A 19815-nucleotide genomic window follows, 5' to 3' on the forward strand; every position below is an offset into this window, starting at 1 on the left:
GGTCGGCCTGTGCCGACGGCCGGCAGGCCTTCGGCGCGAGTCAGCTCCGGAGGGGAGAGCCTGCTGAGTCGAAGCGGTAGCCGCCGAAGGCGCCGCTGAGCAGCGGGCGCGCCGTCGCGATCGCGGCCTGGACCCGGGGGAGGGCGAGGGAGGCCCGATGCGCCTCGGCGCTCTCCCACAGCTCGACGACGAAGACGGTGTCAGGCTGCTCGTCGTCGACCCCGACCTCGTAGAGCAGGCAGCCGGCGTCGACGAGGTCGTCGTTGTGCTCGGTGAGGACGGCGACGAGCTCGTCGCGTCTGCCGGGGACGGCCCCGAGGGTGCCGACGTTCACGAAGGTCATGCCGCGAGGGTACCGCCGAGGACACCGGCGGCGGGTGGCCGTCCCGACGGTCGGAGTGCGGTCGGGACGTCACGCGGGACGGAGTCGCCGTGCTCCCGCCTGCGAACCGCAGACCGGTCGCGCTCGGCCCGACGCCACGCCCGCTCGGGAGGATCGCGTCGCGAGAGAGGATCCCCGGTGGTCTCCGCGATCCCCGTCGGGTCCCACCGGCCAGGCATGGGCGTGCTCGGACCGACGGAGTGCGCCCGGTCAGCCTGCGGGCCTGCTGAACAGGTTGACGACGTTCCCGTCCGGGTCGCGGACGAGGGCGGAGCGGTTGCCCCACGGCATGGTGCTCGGCGGGAGCACCACGTCCTCGCTCCGGGGTGCGAGCTCGGCGAAGGCGCGGTCGACGTCGGGCACCTCGAACTCGAGCATCGCGGAGCGGTTCGACGCGGGGACGACGGCGCCGTCGAGCATCCCGACGGTCGTGGTGTGGGCGATCGCGAGGGTCGCGCCCGCTCCGGTGAACTGCGCGAAGACCGGCGCCGGGCGCTCGGCCGGACGGCCGATGACCTGCTCGTAGAAGGCGACGAGGCCGTCGAGGTCGTCGGTGACGATGCGGAGGGAGGTGAACGACACGGGGCTCCTTCAGGGCCGGGATGAGGTGATGGCACCAGGCTCGCCGGTCGTCGCGACACCGTCCTGTCGGTGTTTCCGAAGATCGTCCGGGACTCCGCGAGGTCCGCGGCGGCCGTCCCCGGAGCGGGTCAGTCGTCGACGACGGACCGCAGCCGTCCGTACTGGAGCGCGAGGTCCTCGGCTCGCAGGGTGCGCTGCGGAGGCCGCTCGTCGGTCACCTCGACCGACAGCATCCGGTCGCCGCGGAACGCCCTGACCCCCTCCCGCAGCCGGCACCACGCGATCAGGTACCAGTGCTCCTCCTTCCCGATCGAGCCGAGCGGTTCGACGTCTCGGACCGATTCCGCGCCGCTGCTGTCGCGGTAGCGGAGCCGGACGACACGATCCGCTCGGAGGGCCGTCGCGAACTCCGCCGGGACGACCGCCTCCTCCTCGCTCTCGAGGAAGTGCACCCGGGAGGCGACCGCGCCGGCGCGGGCGGCCACGTCGTCCGGCAGGACCGCGAGCGTCTTCCGGGCAGCGGTCCTGGCTGCCTGCCGGAACGGACTGCGCTGCAGCGCGCTGAGGCCGATCAGCACGGCGACGGCCTCCTCCACCGTGAATCCGGCCGGCCCGAGGGTCGCGGACGCGTCGATGACGTAGCCGCCCGTGCGGCCGGGCTCCGCCCAGATCGGCAGACCCGCCTGCTGCAGCGCGGACAGGTCCCGCTCGATGGTCCGCACCGACACCTCGAACCGCTCGGCGAGACGGCGCGCGCTCCGCGGCCGGGGCGAGACCGCCCGCAGCTCCTCGACGAGCCCGTACAGACGATCGGTGCGGTTCACCCGACCATCATCCGCCCGGGCCTTCGGGGTGGCGTCCGTCGCCGGACTCACTGCGGAGAGATCTCCGCGGCAGCGGCCGCCGCGGGGCGCCTGCGGGAGGAGCCGTCCTGACGGTGGGCCGCCCCTGGGAGTCGCCCGTCTACTCCGCGAGCGCGCGCAGGTGCACCGCCGCCCAGGAGCGGAACGGCGTCCACGTCTCGGAGATCTCGTCGATCGACCGGTCGTCGCCGTAGCGCTTCGCGACTTCGTCGCTCAGCCTGCCCTCGTTGCGCGGCAGGACGTCGGGGAAGTTCGCGCCGCGGATCACGACGAGCTCGGCCGAGAACGGCCCCATCCCCAGGATGCTCTGCACCTGGACGAACGCCTCGGCCGGCTGGAGCGAGCGCAGGTGGGAGCCGGAGAGCTGTCCGTCGAGGGCGGCCTCGGCGATCGCCTGCAGGTACTCCGCCTTGCGGTCGGGCAGGTCGAGGGACGCCGCACACAGGACGGCCGGGGACGGGAAGGCTCCGTCATCACCGAGCTGCTGCGCGAGACGCGTCCTGACCGCCGCCGCCTGCCGGATCTGCAGCCGACGCGACAGGACCGTCCAGACCGCCGCCTCGTAGGGCGAGAAGAAGCCGCACGGCCGGAACCCGGGGAGCCGAGCCTGCGCGTCCGCGATGACCTCGTCGCGCGCCGCGACGTCGGGCCAGCTGCGCCCGTCGATGTCGATGGACAGCAGCCGACGGACCTGCTCGGTCGCGGCGTCCAGGTCGCCCGGGCCCTCGACCACGATGCGGGCGGACGGCCCGTCCTGGGTGACCGCGACGTCCACTCGCTGCCAGTCGGCATCGCAGAGGAGGGCGGAGCGGATGCCCGCGGCCTGCGGCTGCGACGCGAGCCGGTTCGGGGTGAAGCCCTTCCAGAACCGCTGGGTGGTGGCCAACGACCAGGGCCCGAGGATCTCGTGAACGGTCTCGAGTCGAGTCACGGTCGGGCCTCGGGGCTCTGAGCGGCGGCAGGACCGTCGGTCCCGGAGGGGGTGGACGAGCCGTCGGGCGGTTCATCGGCGGGTGCCGCATCGGTCGACCGTTCTCCGAAGAGGAAGGCCTCGCCGTCGGAGTAATGGCTGTTCACGCTCAAGTGCTCGGCGAAGCGCTCGTCCCCGAACGCCGCTGTCAGGTCGTCGGCCGAGCGCCACTGCACGTACTCGATGATCCGATCGCTCCGGAGGTCGCGGAAGAAGCTCGTCGAGACGAAGCCCTCGAGCGTTCTGATGTGACCGCGCGTCTCGCTCTCGTTGTACTCGGCCATCCATGCCTGCTTGCCCGCGACGGGCGCCAGTCGGATGATCTCGTGGGCCGCCGTCGGGGCAGCGCGCACCGGATCGACGGGAGTCGCGTCGTCCGGGCTCGCCGTCGCCGAGGTGGTGAACCGGTAGATCCCCTCGTCCACGACCCACGACGATTCAGTGCGGCTCAGTTCCGCCGCGAAATCCTCGGCGTCGCGGCGGCTGCGCCAGAAGAGCAGCCCTAAGAGGAGCTCGGTGCCGGGGGAGGAGGGCGGGCCGAGCACGCGGCCCTGCGCCAGCCGGATCGCTCCGCCGTACCCCGTCCTCGGACGTGCGAGCGCTGCCGGCGAGGTGGCCGGATCGGACCGTTCCGAAGCCGCGCCGCTCGGGTGCGCTTCTGCGCTGACCACGACGACGAAGGGGGACGCGTCACCGTCGACGGTGGTGCTTCGTGGGGACACTGACATGGGAGGACCTCCGGGCTTCGAGGACGCCGGAGGTTTTCAGCCCCGGATCGACACCGCCGGTGAGACGGGTCGACCACTCCGATGAGAATCGGTCAGGCGATGACGGTACACCACTTCCCTCCCGCCGTCCCGATCCCGGACGCCCGATTCGCATCCCTCGGGTGAAGCGGTCGGTCCCGCGCGGCGGTGACGGGGACAGCCGCCCGACCGGCGACCGCGGCTCAGTACTGCGCCTGCTCGTGCACCTCGAGCGAGCCGTAGAGGGGGGCGCGTCGGGCGTACCGCACGGCGTCGTCCCGGGTCGGGCAGTCGAGCAGGTAGTAGCCGACGAGGGCGGACCGCTCCTCCGCTCGGGAAGGGGCCGGAGCGCCGCTTTCTCTGCCCGCCACGGTCAGATCCGTCTCGACGGAGACGTCCCCGGAGGCGTCGGCGAAGCGTCCGGAGTCGACGAGGACGCCGTCCGCCTTCAGCGACGCGTCGTAGTCCGCCCAGGCCGCGTAGTCCTCGGGCGCATCGCCCCCGGCGTAGCTGCCGTCCGACCGCATCACGAGCATGATCTTCATCGCGCCTCCTGGTTCATCCGACCACCGTTCCCCCGGCGGCCGCCTCCGCGGTCGGATCGCCCCCGGGAACCGGCACGCCGAGCCTCCGACCATTCTGGGTCGAGGCGACCGTGCAGGGAAGGGATCGCTACGGAGCGGGATCGTCCGCGTCGAGGGCCTGCTGGAGGAGCCGGAGCGCCTTCGGCCCGACTCCGTGGAGGGTTGCGAGACGGTCGAGGCCCACCCGCCTCACGTCGTCCACATCGTGCACGCCCGCGTCCTCGAGCGCACGGGTGGCCGGGGCGCCGACGGCGGGAAGCGGTCGCGGATCCATACGTCCGACACTACGAACCGGACGACCGTGCCGACAGCCGATCATTCGGCGACTTCTGGCGGCGGGTGATTCCGGCGGCTGCCGTCACGACAACAGCGGCGGCGAAGGCGACCATCGTGCCCAGCCCGTCGAGCAGCGCTCCGAGCCCCACTGCGCCCACGGCCTGTCCGGCGATCAGCACCACGAAGAGCAGGGCCGTGCCGGTCGCCGCGCGGTCCGAGTCGAGAGCGGCGGTCCAGGCGATGAGCGACCCGGTGGCGGCGGTGCATCCCCATCCGAAGAGCAGGCAGGCCGCGAGGGCGGACGGCGTGCCGGCGGCGAGCGCCAGGCCCAGGGTTCCCGCGGCGGCGGTCGCGGTGGTGATGGTCCACGCGGTGCGAGGCGACAGGGTACTGGTCCAGCGGGCGGTGGCGATCGTGACGGCGGAGCGCGAGCCGCTGCGTCGAGCGAGACCTGTCGTCCGCCCGGTCCGTGCTCGTGGTGCCGGAAGGCCGTCGACCGTTCCGCCGATCGGAGGTCGGCACGACGCTCCGGAGGGACTCGAGAACGAGGGACGGAGAAGACCACTGTCTCGATAGCCTCTGGATCGAGACGCCCGGTCTCACGCCCTCCTCCTGCCACCGAGGCAGGGCCCTGCAGCCCCGAGAGGACCGCTATGAGCTTCCCGCCTGTCGACTACGCCACGTACCAGGCCCTGCGTGACGAGGAGATCAGCCATCCCGATGTGGAGGGAGGAGGCTGGAAGCTCGGGCACGCGACGTCCTGGGCGAGGTGGGGCGAGCGCGGTGATCTGGCCGGCCCCGTCACGGCGAGCAGTCCCGAGGAGTTCGTCGAGCTGCAGCCCATGACGACATCCGTCGTGCTGTTCGCGATCAACTGGGGCGGGAAGAACCCTCCCTCCGACCCGACGTTCTGGCAGACCTTCCATTCGCCTGGTCATCGGGGCGACGGCGCACTCCGGAACAGTGTGCGCGCCGCCTACGACGAGGTCCTCGACTCGAGTGCGCCTGTCGCCTACATGTCGGACGTCTTCAAACTGGTTCCGACCCGTGACGCGGGGGCTCTTCGGACGACTCTGCGCGACGAGCAGCAGGCGGGCAGGGACCACGTCGAACGCTGCGCCGAGCTGCTGACCTGGGAGCTGATCACCTGTCGCGAAGGAGCCGACGGCCGGACGCCGGTGGTGGTCGGCATGGGCGACGCCGCGTTCGAATGGCTGTCGGGCACAGGACCGGACACCCGGATCGCCGAAGCACTGGAGAAGGCTCTCGGACCCGACGCCCGGTCGTTCGTGAGGAGGATGCCCCACTACACGTTCGGATCGGCCACCAATCACGAGAGGACGACAGCGCTGACCCGCATCCTTCGGGAGGTTCTCGACGACCTCTGAATCCGCGGCTGATGCTCTCGCTGGTCGCGACTGCTGCCGGACTCCGGGGTCCCGACGCCCTCCTGCGGTCCGCGGCCGACGCCTCGTGGTCGTGGTCCCGGGTGGAGGGAGAGGGCGCCCGGGGGAGGTCGTACGCTCAGGCCGCGGGAGCCGGACGCGGAGGCGCCGTGCTGCCACGTTCGACGATCTCAGGGCCGAGGAGGCGCACGACGTACGCCTCCTCGGTGTCGGTCGCGCCTTCGATCCGGCGGACGAGCTGACGCACCGCCATGCTCCCTAGCCGGTCGGGTGCGCTCTCCACGAAGGAGTAGGGGAGCGAGAAGGTGCGCGCGAACTCCTCCGAGAACCGGCCGAGCACGGAGACGTCCTCCGGGCTCCTCGTGCTCCGCGCTCCCAGAACGCTCGGAAGTGCCGCTGCGGCCGCCTCGTTGTTGACGAGCAGGCCCGTCGCCCGAGGGTGCGCGTCGAGCAGGTCTCCGAGCGCCCGGCCGACGTCCGGCTGGGTGGAGGGCGCGAACGACGTGTGCAGTCGGATGCCGTGGGCGTCGGCGGCCTCGAGAGCGGCGTCCTGCAGGCGCCAGACGTAGGCGCCGCCGCGATCGACGACGTGCTGGGGCGGGGACACGAGCACGAGCTCCCGATGCCCGAGGGCGTGGAAGTGCTCGATCATCGCGCGACCGGTCTCCTCGAAGTCGAGGTCGAAGACGTCGACGCCGGAGCAGTCCCTCGGCAGGCCGACGAGGGCGCCCGGCTGCCGGGCGTTGCGCAGGATGTCCAGCCGCGGATCGTCCACGGCGACGTTGAGCAGGACGATCCCGTCGACCATGCGGGAGTCGCTGATGCGTCGCAGGGCGCTCGTGCCGTCGGCGTCGGTGACCAGCAGGATGTCGTATCCGAGCTCGCGGGCCATGTTCGAGACGCCGAGGGTGTACTGCAGCATCGCGGGGGCGAACTCGTCCTCGAGGAACTGCGCCAGCAGGCCGATGACCCGGGTCTGCGAGGTCGCCAGCGATCGCGCGCCCGCGTTGGGCGTGAACTCCAGGCGACGAGCCGCAGCGAGCACTCGTCGGCGCACTTCGGCCGAGATCGGGCGGTTGCCCGAGAACGCGTAGGACGCGGTGCTGCGGGAGACGCCCGCTTCGCGGGCGACGTCTGCGATGGTGGCCACTGTCGTTCTCCTCGGAGGCTGTCGGACGGCGAGGACCGGTCGGACTGCTGCCGGCTCTCCGCTCAGGTGCAGGAGAGCACGCGGCGGTCGCACCTCATGCTCCTGCATCCAGGGGCCGCTGCCGGTCCGGGTGGGGGGCGCCCCAGCTGCGCCCAGCCTGCCGTGGCATGCCCCGCACACGCTCGAGGCGCCCCGTACGGATACGGGGCGCCTCGAGGTCCGGGTCAGTTCAGGGTGAACTGGACGGTGGTGGTGTTCCCGGCGACGTCGTGGACGACCATGGTGTTGGCACCCTTGACCGCGCCGAAGACGCCCGGCTTGATGAAGTTCACGTCGGACCACGCGTTGTCGGTGAGATCCTTCACGCGACCGTTGATGACCGCCCTGTCGATCCTGCCCGCGTCGTACAGCTTGAAGCTCACCTGGTCGTAGACGCCCTTCTCACCGGTGGTGAAGGAGGGCTCGGTCTTGACCGTGGCCGTCGGCGCCGTGCTGTCCAGCGTCACCGCGAAGGTCTTCGTGGGCGCGATGTTGCCCGCGAGATCCTCCGCGTTGTACTTGACGGTGTAGTTCCCGTCGGGCAGCTGCACCGTGGCCGAGTGCGATCCGGTCCTCGCTCCACCGGCGACCGGGGACTGCGTGCTCGTGACGAGCTTGCCGTCCTTGTAGATGTTGGCCACGATGCGCTTCAGTCCGCGGTCGTCCGTCGCGTCGACCTGGACGGCCAGTGCGGAGAAGGGGCCCGCCGTGGTGGGCGACACCAGCGTGACCGCCGGCTTGGTCGTGTCGGCGACGGCGACCGGCGTGAGCGTCCAGAACCGGTCGGCGGTCTGGGCGTCGGTCGCGGTGCTGGTGGTGGCTCCGTCGGTTCCGAGCACGATGGTCCCGTTCCGGTTGTTCCCCGAGGAGTCCTGGAGCGCGGCTCCGGACGCCTCGTCGAACGCGTACTGCGCGACGGTGCCCGCCGCCGCCCGGCCGCCGGCCAGAGCGGCCACGTCGGCCGCGGACAGTGCCCGGTCGTAGACGGCGAAGTCGTCGATCGCGCCGTCGTAGGCCGGGTCCCCGTACTGCGACTTGCCCAGGTAGTTCCGGTTGGTGTTCCCGAGAGCCGACGGCTTCACCGTCATGTTCGGGTTCGTGGCGACGACCGTGCCGTTGAGGTACATCGTGCCCTGCGTGCCCGAGACGGTGACGACCACGTTCGACCACTGGTTGAGCGGGAAGTTCTGACCGCCGTAGGTCAGTCGCTGCTCGCCCCCGGCGCCGGTGTTCGTGATGGCGAACCGCGGTCCGGCGCCCCCGGCGTTGAGGGTGAGGAACATGTTGACGTTCTGGCCCGTGCCGAAGTCGAAGACGCGGGAGTAGTTCGTCAGCGACGCCGGCTTGATCCAGGTCGAGACCGACCAGTCGCCGGTGAGTCCGCTGACGATTCCGCTGGGGAGCGACCCGTACGACGCCGTCTTGCAGAAGTCCAGTGCCGTGCCGAACCTGCCCGGCTGGCGGGCTCCGCTGACCTGGCAGTTGGAGGTCGGTGCGCCGTCGGACCACTGGATGACCGCAGCGCCCGCGTCCTTGCTCAGGTTGAGGACCCCGAGCGTCTTGCCCGTCGCGTAGTTCGCGAGGCGGACCTTCCCCTTCCCGTCGGGGATGAGCTGCCAGAGCTGCTCGTCTCCGCCGTTCGCGTCGGCGATCACCGCGGCTGCTCCGTTGGACGTCGCGGCGCCGGCGATGGTCAGGGCGCGTCCGCTGGGCGTGTGGATGACGCGGTAGAGGCCCTGGCCCGCTGCCGTGATCCTCCACGCTTGTCCGGTCGAGGTCGCGGAGTCGGCCTGGACGACCGGCGTCCCGTTCGCGGTCGCGCCGCCCTGCGTGGCGAGCTGCAGACCGGAGTTCGCGTTGTCCACGGTGTAGTCGCCCGCCAGGCTGGTCGGGCTCTTCTCCGGGGTGACGATCACCTGGTAGCCGTAGGTCGGGTTCATCACGATGGGCACCGTGATCGATCCGTCGCTGGCGACCTCGTAGGTCGTGTTCGAGATGGTGACCGGGCCGTCGGTCTTCACCGTGCGGCCGTAGGAGGCGGTGAAGTCCACCTGGACGTCGACCTTCGAGCCGAGCGACAGCTCGTCGAGCCCGTTGACCTTGATGGACGTGGCTCCGGTGTTGCCGCCGGCGATGACGCGCACTTCGTCGCCCTCGTCGCTGACGGAGGCGGCGCCGTCGAGCGGGCTCTCGTTCGACGGCGGCGTGGTGGTCACCATCTGGCCGCTCATCTGGGCGTACCAGGTGTAGAGCCAGTACGCGCCGTTGGGGTCGCCGTTCCGTCCGGTGAGGAGGTCGCCCAGGGCGCCCGACTGGTTCCAGAACGGGAGCTCGGCGCGGGTGATCCCGTAGCGCTCGAGCTTCGCGATGTAGCCGACCAGCGGGCCGGACAGGCCGACCTCGGCGGGTGCCGCGTACTCGGTGATGTCGATGGGCGGCTCGGGGAGGTCGAGGTCGTCGAGGATGGCCCGGACCTTCTCGACGTCGCCCTTGATCTTCGAGGAGCGGATCAGCTCGTGCCACTCGAGGACGTCCGGGAGGGTGTCGGTCGCCTTCGCGTGCTCGTAGAACGCGCGCATGTTCGTGATGTTGTCGGAGTAGGCGGGGCCCTGGATCGGCATCTCGGGGTCGAGGGTGCGGATCAGACGGTAGGTCTCGGTCCAGAGATCGAAGAAGGAGCCGTTCGACGCCTGCCAGGTGATATCGGGCTCGTTCCAGATGGCATAGGCGACGATGTTCGTCTTGCCGGACGCCTGGGTGTCCTGGACCATCTTCTCGACGGCCGGGAGCCAGGAGGCCTTGTCGTATCGATAGGGCCAGCCGGGCAGGTAGTCCACCAGGCGGACGACGACGCCCGCACCGGCCGACTTCGCGGTGTCTGCGACCGACAGGGCGTCACCGGTCGGCTGCTGGGTGCCCCCCTCGGGCTTCTGCACGAAGGTGTGCGGCTTGATGGGGAGGATCTTGTCGAGGGACGGGACGCCGGCGCTCGCCAGTCCGTACAGGGACCCGCTGGCCATGTGAGTGACGGGACGGAAGGGCTGGTCGGCCTCCACGACGAGCGTGGCTGCGGCTCCGGGTGCCGCTTCCGCGGGAGCGCCCACGGCGAGGACGCTCCCCGCTGCGACGACCGCCGCTGAGACGACTGCTGCGAGGACACGACGCCCGCGGATCCTACGGCGCTGTCGCCGGTCGGCATCCGTGGGAGGCGTCTCGCGTAGAGCGATGGATCTGTTCATCTGCTGTATCTCCATTGATCGAGCGATTGGTCGAACCTGTCCGCACAGTGCTGCATAAATCATCGAACCGGTTCGATGTGGATTAAAGCATTAACTGGCCGAGGCCTCAATACCTCTGAGCTCTTCGAGCCTTTCGCGCCTGATGCGACATGATGCGTTCGTATCTTTCCGACACCTCTGCACCAGAAGTTGCGAAAGCTTATGAGGAGGACCGCGAGTGACTCGGGAAAGAGCTGTCGACGGCGTTTTGTCCTGGGCGCGCGTCCCACGGGGGAGGACCGTGCGGGAGCGGATCCCCGGCTGTGCCGCATCGTCGAAGGTCTCGACCCGGTCCGTTCACCGGGGCGGGGTCGAGGGAGAAGCCCCTCCGCCGCGACGAGCGGCAGAGCAGCGACCCTCAAGCGGTTCGGACCTCTACCGTTGCACCCGTGCCCCTCCTTCTCGCCGACCTGCTGTCGTGAGAGCGCTCGTCGCCTGGCTCGAGCGCCGCCAGATCCCGCTCTACCTCGCCGCGATCGCCGCCGGCGCCGCTCTCGGACTGCTGCTGCCCGCCGCGCACCACCTCGAGGTCGCGATCGAACCGGTGCTCGCGCTGCTGCTGTTCGCCACGTTCCTCGGGGTCCCGTTCGCCGCGATCGGACGATCTCTGCGCGACGGCCGCTTCCTCGCCGCGGTCGGGGTGCTGAACTTCGTCGTCGTGCCGCTCGTCGCCTACGGGCTGTCTCGATTCGTCGCCGACACTCCGGTGCTGCTGTTCGGGGTCCTCCTGGTGCTCCTGACGCCGTGCATCGACTACGTGATCGTGTTCGCCGGGCTCGCCGGAGGGGCGTCCGACCGACTGCTCGCCGCCGCACCGCTGCTGATGCTCGCGCAGATCCTCCTCCTCCCCGTGTATCTGCTGCTCTTCATCGGTCCTGCGGGGGTGGCGGTGGTCGACGCCGGTCCGTTCGCGCGGGCGTTCCTGCTGCTGATCGTGGTGCCGCTGTCCGCGGCCGGGCTGGTGCAGGCACTCGCGCGCCGACACGTGTCCGGCCGGATCGTCGAGTCCACGATGCTCGGGCTCATGGTGCCGCTCATGACGGCCACGCTCTTCACCGTCGTCGCCTCCCAGGCCGGCGCCGTGGGCGCCTCGGCCGGCCGGCTTCTCGTCCTCGTCCCGCTCTACGCGGGATTCCTCGTGGTCATGACCGCTCTGGGGCTGGGTGCTGGACGCGTCTTCCGACTCGACGTGACCGCGACGCGCGCCCTCGTGTTCAGCGGCGCGACCCGCAACTCGCTCGTCGTGCTGCCCCTCGCACTCGCGCTCCCGGCACCGCTGTCGCTCGCGCCCGTCGTCGTCGTCACGCAGACCCTCGTGGAACTCGTCGGCATGGTCGTCCTCGTCCGACTGCTCCCTCGGCTCGCCCGAGACCGAGCAGTGCGGGCCAGCCCGGTCTGACGCGGACTCACCAGCACCCGAGACGACTCGGGCCTGCAGAAGGGCCGCCCGGGGAGTCGCCCGGGACGTGCTCGCTGGTCAGTCCTTCTCCGGTCTGCCCGCAGTCCCCGCGTCAGCGGGCTCATCGGCCGGGGCGACAGGAGCTGCGGACTCGACCGCGGTGGGCTGGACCTCGGCTGATCTCGCATTCCTGGCGGCGAGGCGCTTCTTCTGGGACTTGCCGGTGCTGAACGGGCTCACCCACAGCCAGGAGAAGCGCCGCAGCGACTGGAAGATGAACAGCGACGCCCAGAGGGAGAACACCGTCAGGGCGACCGGGAAGACCGTCGCCGGAAGGGGTGGGACATTCGTCTCGCCGAGCAGGGGGACGAATGCGACGACGACCGCGATCACGAAGAGGTGCAGGAGATAGATCTGGAAGCTCTGCTGCCCCATGGTGACGAAGATCTTCAGTGCGCGGACCTTGACGAGGTACTGGGAGCCGGCGATGCCCGCGATGATCGCGACCGAACTGGCGATCAGGATGACGCCCGGAACGCGGTTGGCGTCGAAGGCGACGATCACCGCGATGATGCCGAGGTAGGCCACCGCGAGCGCGAGCGCCTGCCAGAGCTTCACGCGAGCGGCGAAGCGGTAGAACGTGCGGGGGATGAACATCGCCACGAGGAAGAAGATGAAGTTCTGGAGCACCCGGTCCCAGCCGATGTTGTCGGTGTCCAGCAGGCCGGTGGTCGTCGCCGCGACGGCCAGCAGCCCGGCCACCGAGAGCTGGATCCATCGGGGCACCTTGCGGATCAGCCAGGCGAGGATGCTGAAGATCGCGAGAGCCCAGATGAACCAGTAGCTGCTCGACGGCAGGATGGGGAGCACCAGCACGTTGAGCGGGTCCGTCGGCGAGGTCGCCTCCGACCGTGAGAACGGGACGATGAGGTAGAAGACGACCCGGATGAACGACCACAGCAGGTAGAGGTACACCAGCGCGAGAACTCGGCGGCGCCACAGTTCGGCGAACGTCCACGTCAGCATCCGGGCGGCCGTGAGGCCCGCGATGAAGAAGAACACGGGCATGGGGAAGTAGAGGAGCACGGTCCGGAGCTTCGGGACGTACCCCGCGAGGTCGAAGAATCCGAGGAACAACGACGAGTGGTAGAGCACGACGAGGCTGATCGCGACGCCCTTGGCGAAGTCGATCCACTCCCGCGACTCGGGGCGCTTCACCACGGCGCCGGTCGCACTCGACCCGGTCATCCGCCGCTCCTCGCGTGGGCGCACACGGCGCGATCACTGTTCACCAATTGCTGCGGATCCATTGCGCCCCCAAGATGTCGAATTCGAACCGGATGCGAATGAGCCCCCGGTTCATTCCCCGTACGGGTCCTGAGAGTACGGGAAAGTTTCCGATCACGGACGAGTCGATGGAGTATCGAGGCGGCAAGGGAAGTCCGGACGCCTCGCCGCCGCCTGTCCGCGGAGATCGCCCGTCCGATCCCGGAGTCGCTCGGTCGATCGGGACGGGCGGCGGAGGATCGCAGACGAATGGACAGTCCAGAGACGTGCGGACGGCGCTTTCGTCCAGATCTCGGGACCGCGGACCCGAAGAACGAGACGAAACCGGCGTGCGGCCAGGACACCTCGACCTCTCCGGCATACTCCATGACGTGAACGACGCCACCACCGCCCCCAGTCTCGACGGCCGCGAGTTCGTGATGACCTCCTCGACCAACAGTGCGGTCGACCCGGAGTCGCCGTCGCGGTTCCACTACTCCGAGCGCGACGGAGTGGTCTGGGGCGACTACGTCGGCGACACCGTGACCTTCGGCCGGTTCGTGGGCACGCGCACCGGCGACGCCCTGCAGGTCTCGTTCGTGCACCAGCTGATCGACGGCGGGACCGTGGTCAGCGGCACCGGCGGCAGCCGCGTCGAGCTCGACGGGGAGGGCCTGCTGCGGCTCGTCGAGGAGTTCGAGATCGACGGCGACGACCACGTCAGCATCTGCGTCGAGGTCTGACGCTCAACGCGCCGCGTCGCGGCCGTTCCCCGCGGTGGTGAACCGCGTCATGCCGAGCCGGTTCGTCGATCCGGAGCGGTCGGGGATGTCGGAGGGCAGCAGGTAGGCCTTGCGCACCACCTCGTCGAGCACGACGACCGAGACCACCGATTTCACCTCGGGCCGGGCCGCGACCACGCCGGTGACGAAGTCGTGCACGCCGCCGATGTCGAGCGAGCGGACCAGGAGCATCGCGTCGTGCTCGCCGGTCGTGATGCAGCAGTACTCGACGTCGGGCATCTGGAGGATGCCCTCGCGGAACCGGTGCCACGACTGCGGATGCACCGTCACGAACACCAGGGCGCAGACGTCGAGCCCCACCTTCCCCGGATCGACCAGGGCCGAGAATCCGGTGATGACGCCGGATGCGGTCAGCTGCTCGACCCGGTTGTAGACGCTCGCCCGCGAGACGTTCACCCGCTCGGCCAGGGCGGACATCGAGATGCGCCCGTTCTCGCGCAGGACGGCGAGGATGCGCAGATTGAGGTCGTCGAGCCCGCCCGCGCTTTGTCCAGCGACCGCACCGGCGGCCGGATCGGTGATCGACATAATCCACTCCTTCGTCGCTGCGGGCGGCAGTTCGTCCACGATAGCGGCCCTCTGGAAACGGAGTGCGTCGCGATGTGCCATCGTTTCGCAACACGTCCAGCCGAACCCTCGCCAGGAGGCCTCCATGGTTGTCCGCTCCACCCGCACCCCGCGCTCCGCCCCGACGCGAGTGGTGATCGCCGCTGCGGCGGTCTCCCTCGCCCTTCTGGTGGCGGGCTGCTCCTCGGGCCGCGTCGACACCGCCGACGGCAGCAGCGCGACGCTCACCATCAACAAGGCGTTCGACCTCAAGACCGCCGACCCGGGCCGCATGTACGAGCCGACCGGCCAGATGGTCGACAAGGCGCTCTACGAGACCCTCCTCACCTTCGAGGGCGGCGACGTCTCGCAGGTCGTCGACGGCCTCGCGAGCCTCGAGCAGGCCGACGACGCGAAGACCTTCACCCTCACCCTGAACGGCGAGCACACCTTCTCGGACGGCACCGCGATGACCGCCGACGACGTGGTGTTCTCGCTGCAGCGCGTGATCGGCCTCAAGGGCAACCCCTCGTTCCTCCTCGACGGCGTCACCGTCACGAAGAAGGACGACACGACGGTGGTGCTGACCACCGAGAACCCCACGCCCGCCCTGCCGGCGATCCTGGCGAACCCGGCGCTCGGCATCCTGAACTCGAAGGTCGTGAAGGAGAACGGCGGCACCACCGACGAGACCGACACCGCCGAGACGTTCCTCAACACCACCTCCGCCGGCTCCGGCCCGTACGTGCTCGACACGCTCGACCTCGCCTCGCAGGTCGTGCTGACCGCGAACGAGAACTACGACGGCGACGCCCCGGGCTACGGCCGCGTGGTCATCCAGAACGTCGAGGGTGCGACCCAGAAGATCAACGTCGAGGGCGGCAGCGCCGATGTGGCGCTGGACCTCTCGGGCACTCAGGCGGAGGCGCTCGGCGACTCGGTCGCGGTGACCAGCGACCCGTCGGCGAACGTGATCTTCCTGCTGCTCAACCAGAACCCGAGCGTCTCGGCGATCACGTCGAACCCCGACTTCGTGAAGGCTGTGAAGGAGGCCGTCGACTACGACGACCTCGTCTCGATCGCAGGCAACGGCACCGCCCAGGCGTCCGGCGTCATCCCGAGCATGCTGCTCGGCGCCCTGCCCGAGAGCGGCGCGCTCACCCAGGACCTCGACGCCGCGAAGGCTGACCTCGCGAAGAGCGGCTACGCCGGCGAGTCCGTGACGCTCAACTTCCCGAGCGACATCAGCCTGAACGGCATCGACTTCCCGACCATCGCGCAGCGCATCCAGTCGCAGCTGAAGGACGCCGGCATCACCGTCGAGCTCGCCCCGGCCCCCGTCGCCACCGAGCTCGACGCCTACCGCAACGGCACCGAGACCATGGGCCTCTGGTACTGGGGCCCGGACTACCCGGACCCGAGCGACTACCTCGTCTTCACCCCGGGCGACGTCGTGGGTCTCCGCTCCGGCTGGACCGACGGTGCGGCCCCCGCGATCTCGGCGCTGGCCGACGCTGCGGCCACCGGCGGCAGCGACGACGAGCGCCAGTCGCGCTTCGAGGAGCTGCAGACCGCGCTGAACGCCGACGGCCCCTTCATCCCGCTGCTCCAGCCCGGCAACAACATCGCCGCGGCGAAGGACGTCTCGGGTGTCGTCTACAACGCGGTGTGGACCATCGACATCGCGGCCCTCACCGCGCAGTAGCCCGTGTCCACCACCACGACGGCCGTCCGGACCCCGCGTCAGCGCGGGGGCCGGGCGGCCCACCCGTTCCTCCGCTACGCGCTCCGCCGCGTGCTCACCTCGCTGCTGCTGGTGGTGGGCGTGACCCTCGTCACCTTCATCCTGACCAACCTCGTGCCGGGCGACCCCGTGGCGGCCGCTCTCGGCCAGCGCGCTGCGGAGGATCCGGAGATCGTCGCGCAGTTCCGCGCCCAGTACGGTCTCGACCAGCCGCTCGTCGTGCAGTACTTCACCTATCTCGGCAACCTGCTGCACGGCGACCTCGGCGTCTCCACCACCACGCACAACCCGGTGGTCGCCGACCTGGCGAAGGCGCTGCCGGCCACCCTCGAGATCGCCTTCGGCGCCATCGTGCTCAGCGTGATCGTCGGCGTGCTGTTCGGCACCGTCGCCGCCTACCGGCGCGGCAGGGCCTCCGACCACGTTCTGCGCGTCGTGTCGCTGGCCGGCCTCAGCGTGCCGACCTTCTGGCTCGCGCTGGTCCTCTACTACGTCCTCTACTTCCAGCTCCGGATCGCGCCGGGATCCGGCCGGCTGAGCAGCGACTTCACCACGCCGCCGACGGTGACGGGCCTCTACACGGTCGACGCCCTGCTCGCCGGCCAGCTCGACACCTTCCTCGACGCGGCGTCGCACCTCTTCCTCCCCGTCCTCGTCCTGACGCTCTACACGGTGGGCCTGCTGACCCGGTTCGTGCGCACCGCGGTGCTCGAGATCCTCGACCAGGACTACGTGCGGGCCGCCCGCGCGAAGGGGCTGCCGAACCGCGCGGTCACCTTCTCCTACGTGCTGCGCGGGGCGAGCATCCCGATCCTCACCGTCGTGGGCCTCGCCTTCGGCAGCCTGCTCAGCGGCACCGTGCTCGTCGAGGCGGTCTTCGGCTGGCCCGGGATCGGCTCCTACGCCTACCAGGCCGCGTCGCACCTCGACCTGCGCGGCATCATGGGCGTCGGCCTGCTCATCGGCGTGATGTACCTGCTCGTGAACCTGATCGTCGACCTGCTGTACGGCGTGCTCGACCCGAGAGTGAGGCTGGCCTCGTGACGGATCCGCGAACCACCCGGTCCGACCCGCGCGACGGCGCTCCTGCCGGTCCGCGCGACGGCGTCGGTGCCGGAGTGCTCGACCCGGTCGCCGCCCCCGGCCTCCGCCTGCGCCGCCCCCGCCTGCGCCTGGGTCGCTGGTCGGCGCCGCTCGGACTCCTCGGCGCCGCCGTCGGCGTGCTCTGGATCCTCATCGCCGTGCTCGCCCCCGTCATCGCCCCGCACGATCCGCTCGCGCAGGACCTGCCCCTCCTCCAGGCGCCCGGCGAGGGCACGCTGATGGGGACCGACGCGCTCGGCCGGGACGTGTTCTCGCGGGTGATCTGGGGTGCCCGGGTCACGATCCCGCTCGCCCTGCTGCTCGTCGTGATGTCGGTGCTGATCGGCGCGATCGTCGGATCCGTCGCCGGATTCCTCGGCCGTGCGGTCGACGAGGTCGCGATGCGCATCACCGATCTCGTGATGGCGTTCCCCACGGTCATCCTGGCGATGGTGATCGCGGCCGCGCTCGGAGCGTCGCTCCTGAACGCGGTGCTCGCGGCGCTGATCGTGTCGTGGCCGTCCTACGCCCGGCTGACCCGCGGTCTTGTCCTCGGCCTCCGCTCGTCGAACTACGTCGTGTCCGGCCAGCTGCTCGGCTTCTCGCCGCTGCGCTCCCTCGTCCGCGACATCGCGCCCAACATCGTCGGCCCGGTGCTCGTCCTCGCGAGCCTCGACATCGGCACGGCCATCCTCCTGCTGTCGGGCCTGTCGTTCCTCGGGCTCGGCGCGAAGCCGCCGACCGCCGAGTGGGGCTCGATGGTGTCGGACGCCATCCAGAATTTCGATGCGTGGTGGATCGGGGTCTTCCCGGGCCTGGCCATCCTCACCGTCGTCATCGCGTTCAACTTCGTCGGCGACGCCCTGCGCGACGCCCTGGACCCGCGGTCGCAGACGATCCGCGGAGGAGGCGCCACGCTGTGAGCGACGCACTGACCATCAGCGGGCTGCGCATCCGCACCCGCAGCCACGCCGTCGTGGACGGCATCGATCTGGCGCTGCGCCGCGGCGGCATCCACGGTCTCGCCGGCGAGTCCGGCTCGGGCAAGACCATGACCGCCCTGGCGGTGCTCGGACTGCTGCCCGGATCGATGACGGCCAGCGGGAGCATCCGCCTCGCCGACGACACCGGCGACGGCACGACGGAGCTCGTCGGCGCGTCCCGGCAGGTGCTCGGCGCGGTGCGCGGACGCCGGGTCGCCATGGTCTTCCAGGACCCGTCGACGAGCCTGCACCCGCAGCTCACCGTGGGCCGCCAGCTCACCGACCACCTGCGCCACCACCTCGGTCTCGGCAAGGAGGCCGCGCGGTCCAGGGCCGAGGCCCTGCTCGAGCGGGTGCGGGTGCCGGACGCCCGGGCCTCCCTCGGGCGCTACCCCCACCAGTTCTCCGGTGGTCAGCGGCAGCGCATCGCGATCGCGGTGGCGCTCGCGTGCGAGCCCTCCGTGCTGCTGGCCGACGAGCCGACGACCGCGCTCGACGTGACCGTGCAGGCCGGAGTGCTGCAGCTGCTGCGGGAGCTGGTCGACGACGGCGGGCTGAGCATCCTGCTCGTCACCCACGACCTCGGCGTGATGAGCGCCGTGGCCGACGAGGTGACGGTGATGCGCCAGGGGCTCGTCGTCGAGTCGGCTCCGCGGGAGCGGCTGTTCACCGCGCCCGAGGACGAGTACACGCGGGCGCTGCTCGCGGCTCTGCCCGGCTCGAGCTTCGAGGAGAGCCCGGAGGAGCTGGTCGCCGAGCTCGTCGAGGGGCACGAGAGGGCCGCCGCCGCGGACGATCCGGGCGCGGCCACGGCAGGCGACGTCGAGAGGGGTGCGCGATGAGCGCGGGAGCGGTTCTCGAGGCCGACGGCATCGTGGTCGAGTACGGGCGGCGACCGCCGCTGCGTGCCGTCGACGGGGTCGGCTTCCGGGTGGCGGCCGGCGAGGTCGTGGCGCTGGTCGGCGAGAGCGGCTGCGGCAAGTCGAGCCTCGCGCGCGCCGTGGTCGGCATCGAGAAGCGCCGCGGTGGCGACGTGCGCCTGAACGGCGTCGACGTGCCCGCGCTCGGACTCCGTCGGCGCAGTCCGGCGATGACCGGAGTGCAGATGGTCTTCCAGGACCCGAACTCCTCGCTCAACCCCCGTCGCCGCATCGGCGAGCAGATCGGCGACGGCGTCCGGGCGGCGCTCGCCCGGGGCGCCGAGGGCTCGGATCCGGCCGACTGGCTGCGCCGCGTCGGGCTCGACCCGGCGATGGCGAGCCGGTTCCCGCACGAGTTCTCCGGCGGCCAGAAGCAGCGCATCGCCATCGCGCGGGCCCTCGCGGCGCGGCCGCGGATGCTCGTGGCCGACGAGCCGATCTCGGCCCTCGACGCCTCGACCCAGACGAGCGTCGCCGCGCTGATGCGCTCGCTCAGCGTCGAGGCCGGCGCGGGCATGCTGTTCATCTCGCACGACCTCTCGGTGGTCCGGCGCATCGCCGACCGGGTGCTCGTGATGTACCGCGGCCGGGTCGTGGAGTCGGGGGACACCGAGACGGTGTGGCAGAGCCCGCTGCACCCGTACACGCGAGCGCTGCTCGCGGCGATCCCGCTGCCGGACGGCCTGGGGCGGCTGCCGCTGGCTCCACTCGACGCCGACCGGGCGGCCTGGCTCGAGGAGCTGCCCGACGCGCTGGAGCGGACGGGCGCGTGAGCGCGGTGGAGGAGGCCCGGGC

Annotated in this window: 20 protein-coding genes; 8 read left to right on the forward strand and 12 right to left on the reverse strand. The window is 70.7% G+C overall.

Annotated features, from left to right (window positions below):
• Nucleotides 1–40 precede the first annotated feature (40 nt).
• The 8 genes from C5C37_RS09565 to C5C37_RS17490 form a co-directional block, all read right to left on the reverse strand.
• Nucleotides 41–343 carry a putative quinol monooxygenase gene (locus C5C37_RS09565; protein ID WP_104338854.1) on the reverse strand — a complete coding sequence of 101 codons (303 nt, stop codon included), beginning with the start codon at nucleotides 341–343 and terminating at the stop codon, nucleotides 41–43.
• 249 nt (nucleotides 344–592) lie between these two features.
• Nucleotides 593–964 carry a VOC family protein gene (locus tag C5C37_RS09570; protein ID WP_104338855.1) on the reverse strand — a complete coding sequence of 124 codons (372 nt, stop codon included), beginning with the start codon at nucleotides 962–964 and terminating at the stop codon, nucleotides 593–595.
• 128 nt (nucleotides 965–1092) lie between these two features.
• Nucleotides 1093–1788, reverse strand: coding sequence for a YafY family protein (locus C5C37_RS09575; RefSeq protein WP_104262256.1), 696 nt, complete (start codon nucleotides 1786–1788; stop codon nucleotides 1093–1095).
• 139 nt (nucleotides 1789–1927) lie between these two features.
• On the reverse strand, nucleotides 1928–2758 hold the full coding sequence (locus C5C37_RS09580) for a DNA-3-methyladenine glycosylase (RefSeq protein WP_104338856.1): 831 nt from the start codon (nucleotides 2756–2758) through the stop codon (nucleotides 1928–1930).
• Nucleotides 2755–3519, reverse strand: coding sequence for a hypothetical protein (locus C5C37_RS17485; RefSeq protein WP_181127395.1), 765 nt, complete (start codon nucleotides 3517–3519; stop codon nucleotides 2755–2757). The genes C5C37_RS09580 and C5C37_RS17485 overlap by 4 nt, the downstream gene beginning before the upstream one ends.
• Before the next feature lie 227 nt (nucleotides 3520–3746).
• Nucleotides 3747–4088 carry a YciI family protein gene (locus tag C5C37_RS09595; protein ID WP_181127396.1) on the reverse strand — a complete coding sequence of 114 codons (342 nt, stop codon included), beginning with the start codon at nucleotides 4086–4088 and terminating at the stop codon, nucleotides 3747–3749.
• A gap of 127 nt (nucleotides 4089–4215) precedes the next feature.
• Nucleotides 4216–4401: a DNA-binding protein gene (locus tag C5C37_RS09600; protein WP_104223264.1), complete on the reverse strand. Its 186-nt coding sequence runs from the start codon at nucleotides 4399–4401 to the stop codon at nucleotides 4216–4218.
• A gap of 10 nt (nucleotides 4402–4411) precedes the next feature.
• The gene (locus C5C37_RS17490) at nucleotides 4412–4585 is read right to left on the reverse strand and encodes a hypothetical protein (RefSeq protein ID WP_181127397.1); all 174 of its coding nucleotides are present in this window, start codon (nucleotides 4583–4585) and stop codon (nucleotides 4412–4414) included.
• A gap of 471 nt (nucleotides 4586–5056) precedes the next feature.
• Here C5C37_RS17490 and C5C37_RS09605 point away from each other — a divergent pair, with 471 nt between their 5' ends.
• Nucleotides 5057–5791 (forward strand): hypothetical protein, encoded by a 735-nt coding sequence (locus C5C37_RS09605; RefSeq protein ID WP_104262258.1) that lies wholly within the window; start codon nucleotides 5057–5059, stop codon nucleotides 5789–5791.
• A gap of 136 nt (nucleotides 5792–5927) precedes the next feature.
• Here the strand turns inward: C5C37_RS09605 and C5C37_RS09610 are convergent, their stop codons facing one another.
• Both C5C37_RS09610 and C5C37_RS09615 read right to left on the reverse strand, forming a co-directional pair.
• Nucleotides 5928–6959, reverse strand: coding sequence for a LacI family DNA-binding transcriptional regulator (locus C5C37_RS09610; RefSeq protein ID WP_104226529.1), 1032 nt, complete (start codon nucleotides 6957–6959; stop codon nucleotides 5928–5930).
• A gap of 224 nt (nucleotides 6960–7183) precedes the next feature.
• On the reverse strand, nucleotides 7184–10018 hold the full coding sequence (locus C5C37_RS09615; RefSeq protein WP_219814422.1) for a LamG-like jellyroll fold domain-containing protein: 2835 nt from the start codon (nucleotides 10016–10018) through the stop codon (nucleotides 7184–7186).
• Between the two features lie 676 nt (nucleotides 10019–10694).
• Here C5C37_RS09615 and C5C37_RS09620 point away from each other — a divergent pair.
• Complete coding sequence (locus C5C37_RS09620) at nucleotides 10695–11675, forward strand: arsenic resistance protein (RefSeq protein ID WP_104223261.1); 981 nt, start codon at nucleotides 10695–10697, stop codon at nucleotides 11673–11675.
• Nucleotides 11676–11753: 78 nt separating this feature from the next.
• Here the strand turns inward: C5C37_RS09620 and C5C37_RS09625 are convergent, their stop codons facing one another.
• Entirely contained in the window at nucleotides 11754–12923 is a 1170-nt protein-coding gene (locus C5C37_RS09625) for an acyltransferase (RefSeq protein ID WP_104223260.1), read from the reverse strand.
• A 410-nt stretch (nucleotides 12924–13333) separates the two neighbouring features.
• Between C5C37_RS09625 and C5C37_RS09630 the strand changes: the two genes are divergently transcribed.
• Nucleotides 13334–13684: a hypothetical protein gene (locus C5C37_RS09630; protein ID WP_258060307.1), complete on the forward strand. Its 351-nt coding sequence runs from the start codon at nucleotides 13334–13336 to the stop codon at nucleotides 13682–13684.
• Between the two features lie 3 nt (nucleotides 13685–13687).
• On the opposite strand, the gene C5C37_RS09635 is transcribed toward C5C37_RS09630, so the two are convergent.
• Nucleotides 13688–14272 (reverse strand): Lrp/AsnC family transcriptional regulator, encoded by a 585-nt coding sequence (locus C5C37_RS09635; RefSeq protein ID WP_104223259.1) that lies wholly within the window; start codon nucleotides 14270–14272, stop codon nucleotides 13688–13690.
• Between the two features lie 124 nt (nucleotides 14273–14396).
• Between C5C37_RS09635 and C5C37_RS09640 the strand changes: the two genes are divergently transcribed.
• Genes C5C37_RS09640 through C5C37_RS09660 form a run of 5 tightly spaced genes read left to right on the forward strand, consistent with a single transcriptional unit; the run spans nucleotide 14397 to nucleotide 19793 of the window.
• The gene (locus C5C37_RS09640; protein ID WP_104260247.1) at nucleotides 14397–15995 is read left to right on the forward strand and encodes an ABC transporter substrate-binding protein; all 1599 of its coding nucleotides are present in this window, start codon (nucleotides 14397–14399) and stop codon (nucleotides 15993–15995) included.
• Nucleotides 15996–15998: 3 nt separating this feature from the next.
• Nucleotides 15999–17078, forward strand: a complete 1080-nt coding sequence (locus C5C37_RS09645) for an ABC transporter permease (protein WP_104226525.1) — start codon at nucleotides 15999–16001, stop codon at nucleotides 17076–17078.
• Nucleotides 17075–18040 (forward strand): ABC transporter permease, encoded by a 966-nt coding sequence (locus C5C37_RS09650; RefSeq protein WP_258063303.1) that lies wholly within the window; start codon nucleotides 17075–17077, stop codon nucleotides 18038–18040. The genes C5C37_RS09645 and C5C37_RS09650 overlap by 4 nt, the downstream gene beginning before the upstream one ends.
• Nucleotides 18037–18942 (forward strand): ABC transporter ATP-binding protein, encoded by a 906-nt coding sequence (locus tag C5C37_RS09655; RefSeq protein ID WP_104223256.1) that lies wholly within the window; start codon nucleotides 18037–18039, stop codon nucleotides 18940–18942. Before C5C37_RS09650 ends, C5C37_RS09655 begins: the two co-directional genes overlap by 4 nt.
• Nucleotides 18939–19793 (forward strand): ATP-binding cassette domain-containing protein, encoded by an 855-nt coding sequence (locus C5C37_RS09660; RefSeq protein WP_104223255.1) that lies wholly within the window; start codon nucleotides 18939–18941, stop codon nucleotides 19791–19793. The genes C5C37_RS09655 and C5C37_RS09660 overlap by 4 nt, the downstream gene beginning before the upstream one ends.
• Nucleotides 19794–19815 lie beyond the last annotated feature (22 nt).

The sequence above is a fragment of the Rathayibacter sp. AY1F9 genome (assembly GCF_002932155.1).
Lineage (GTDB): Bacteria > Actinomycetota > Actinomycetes > Actinomycetales > Microbacteriaceae > Rathayibacter.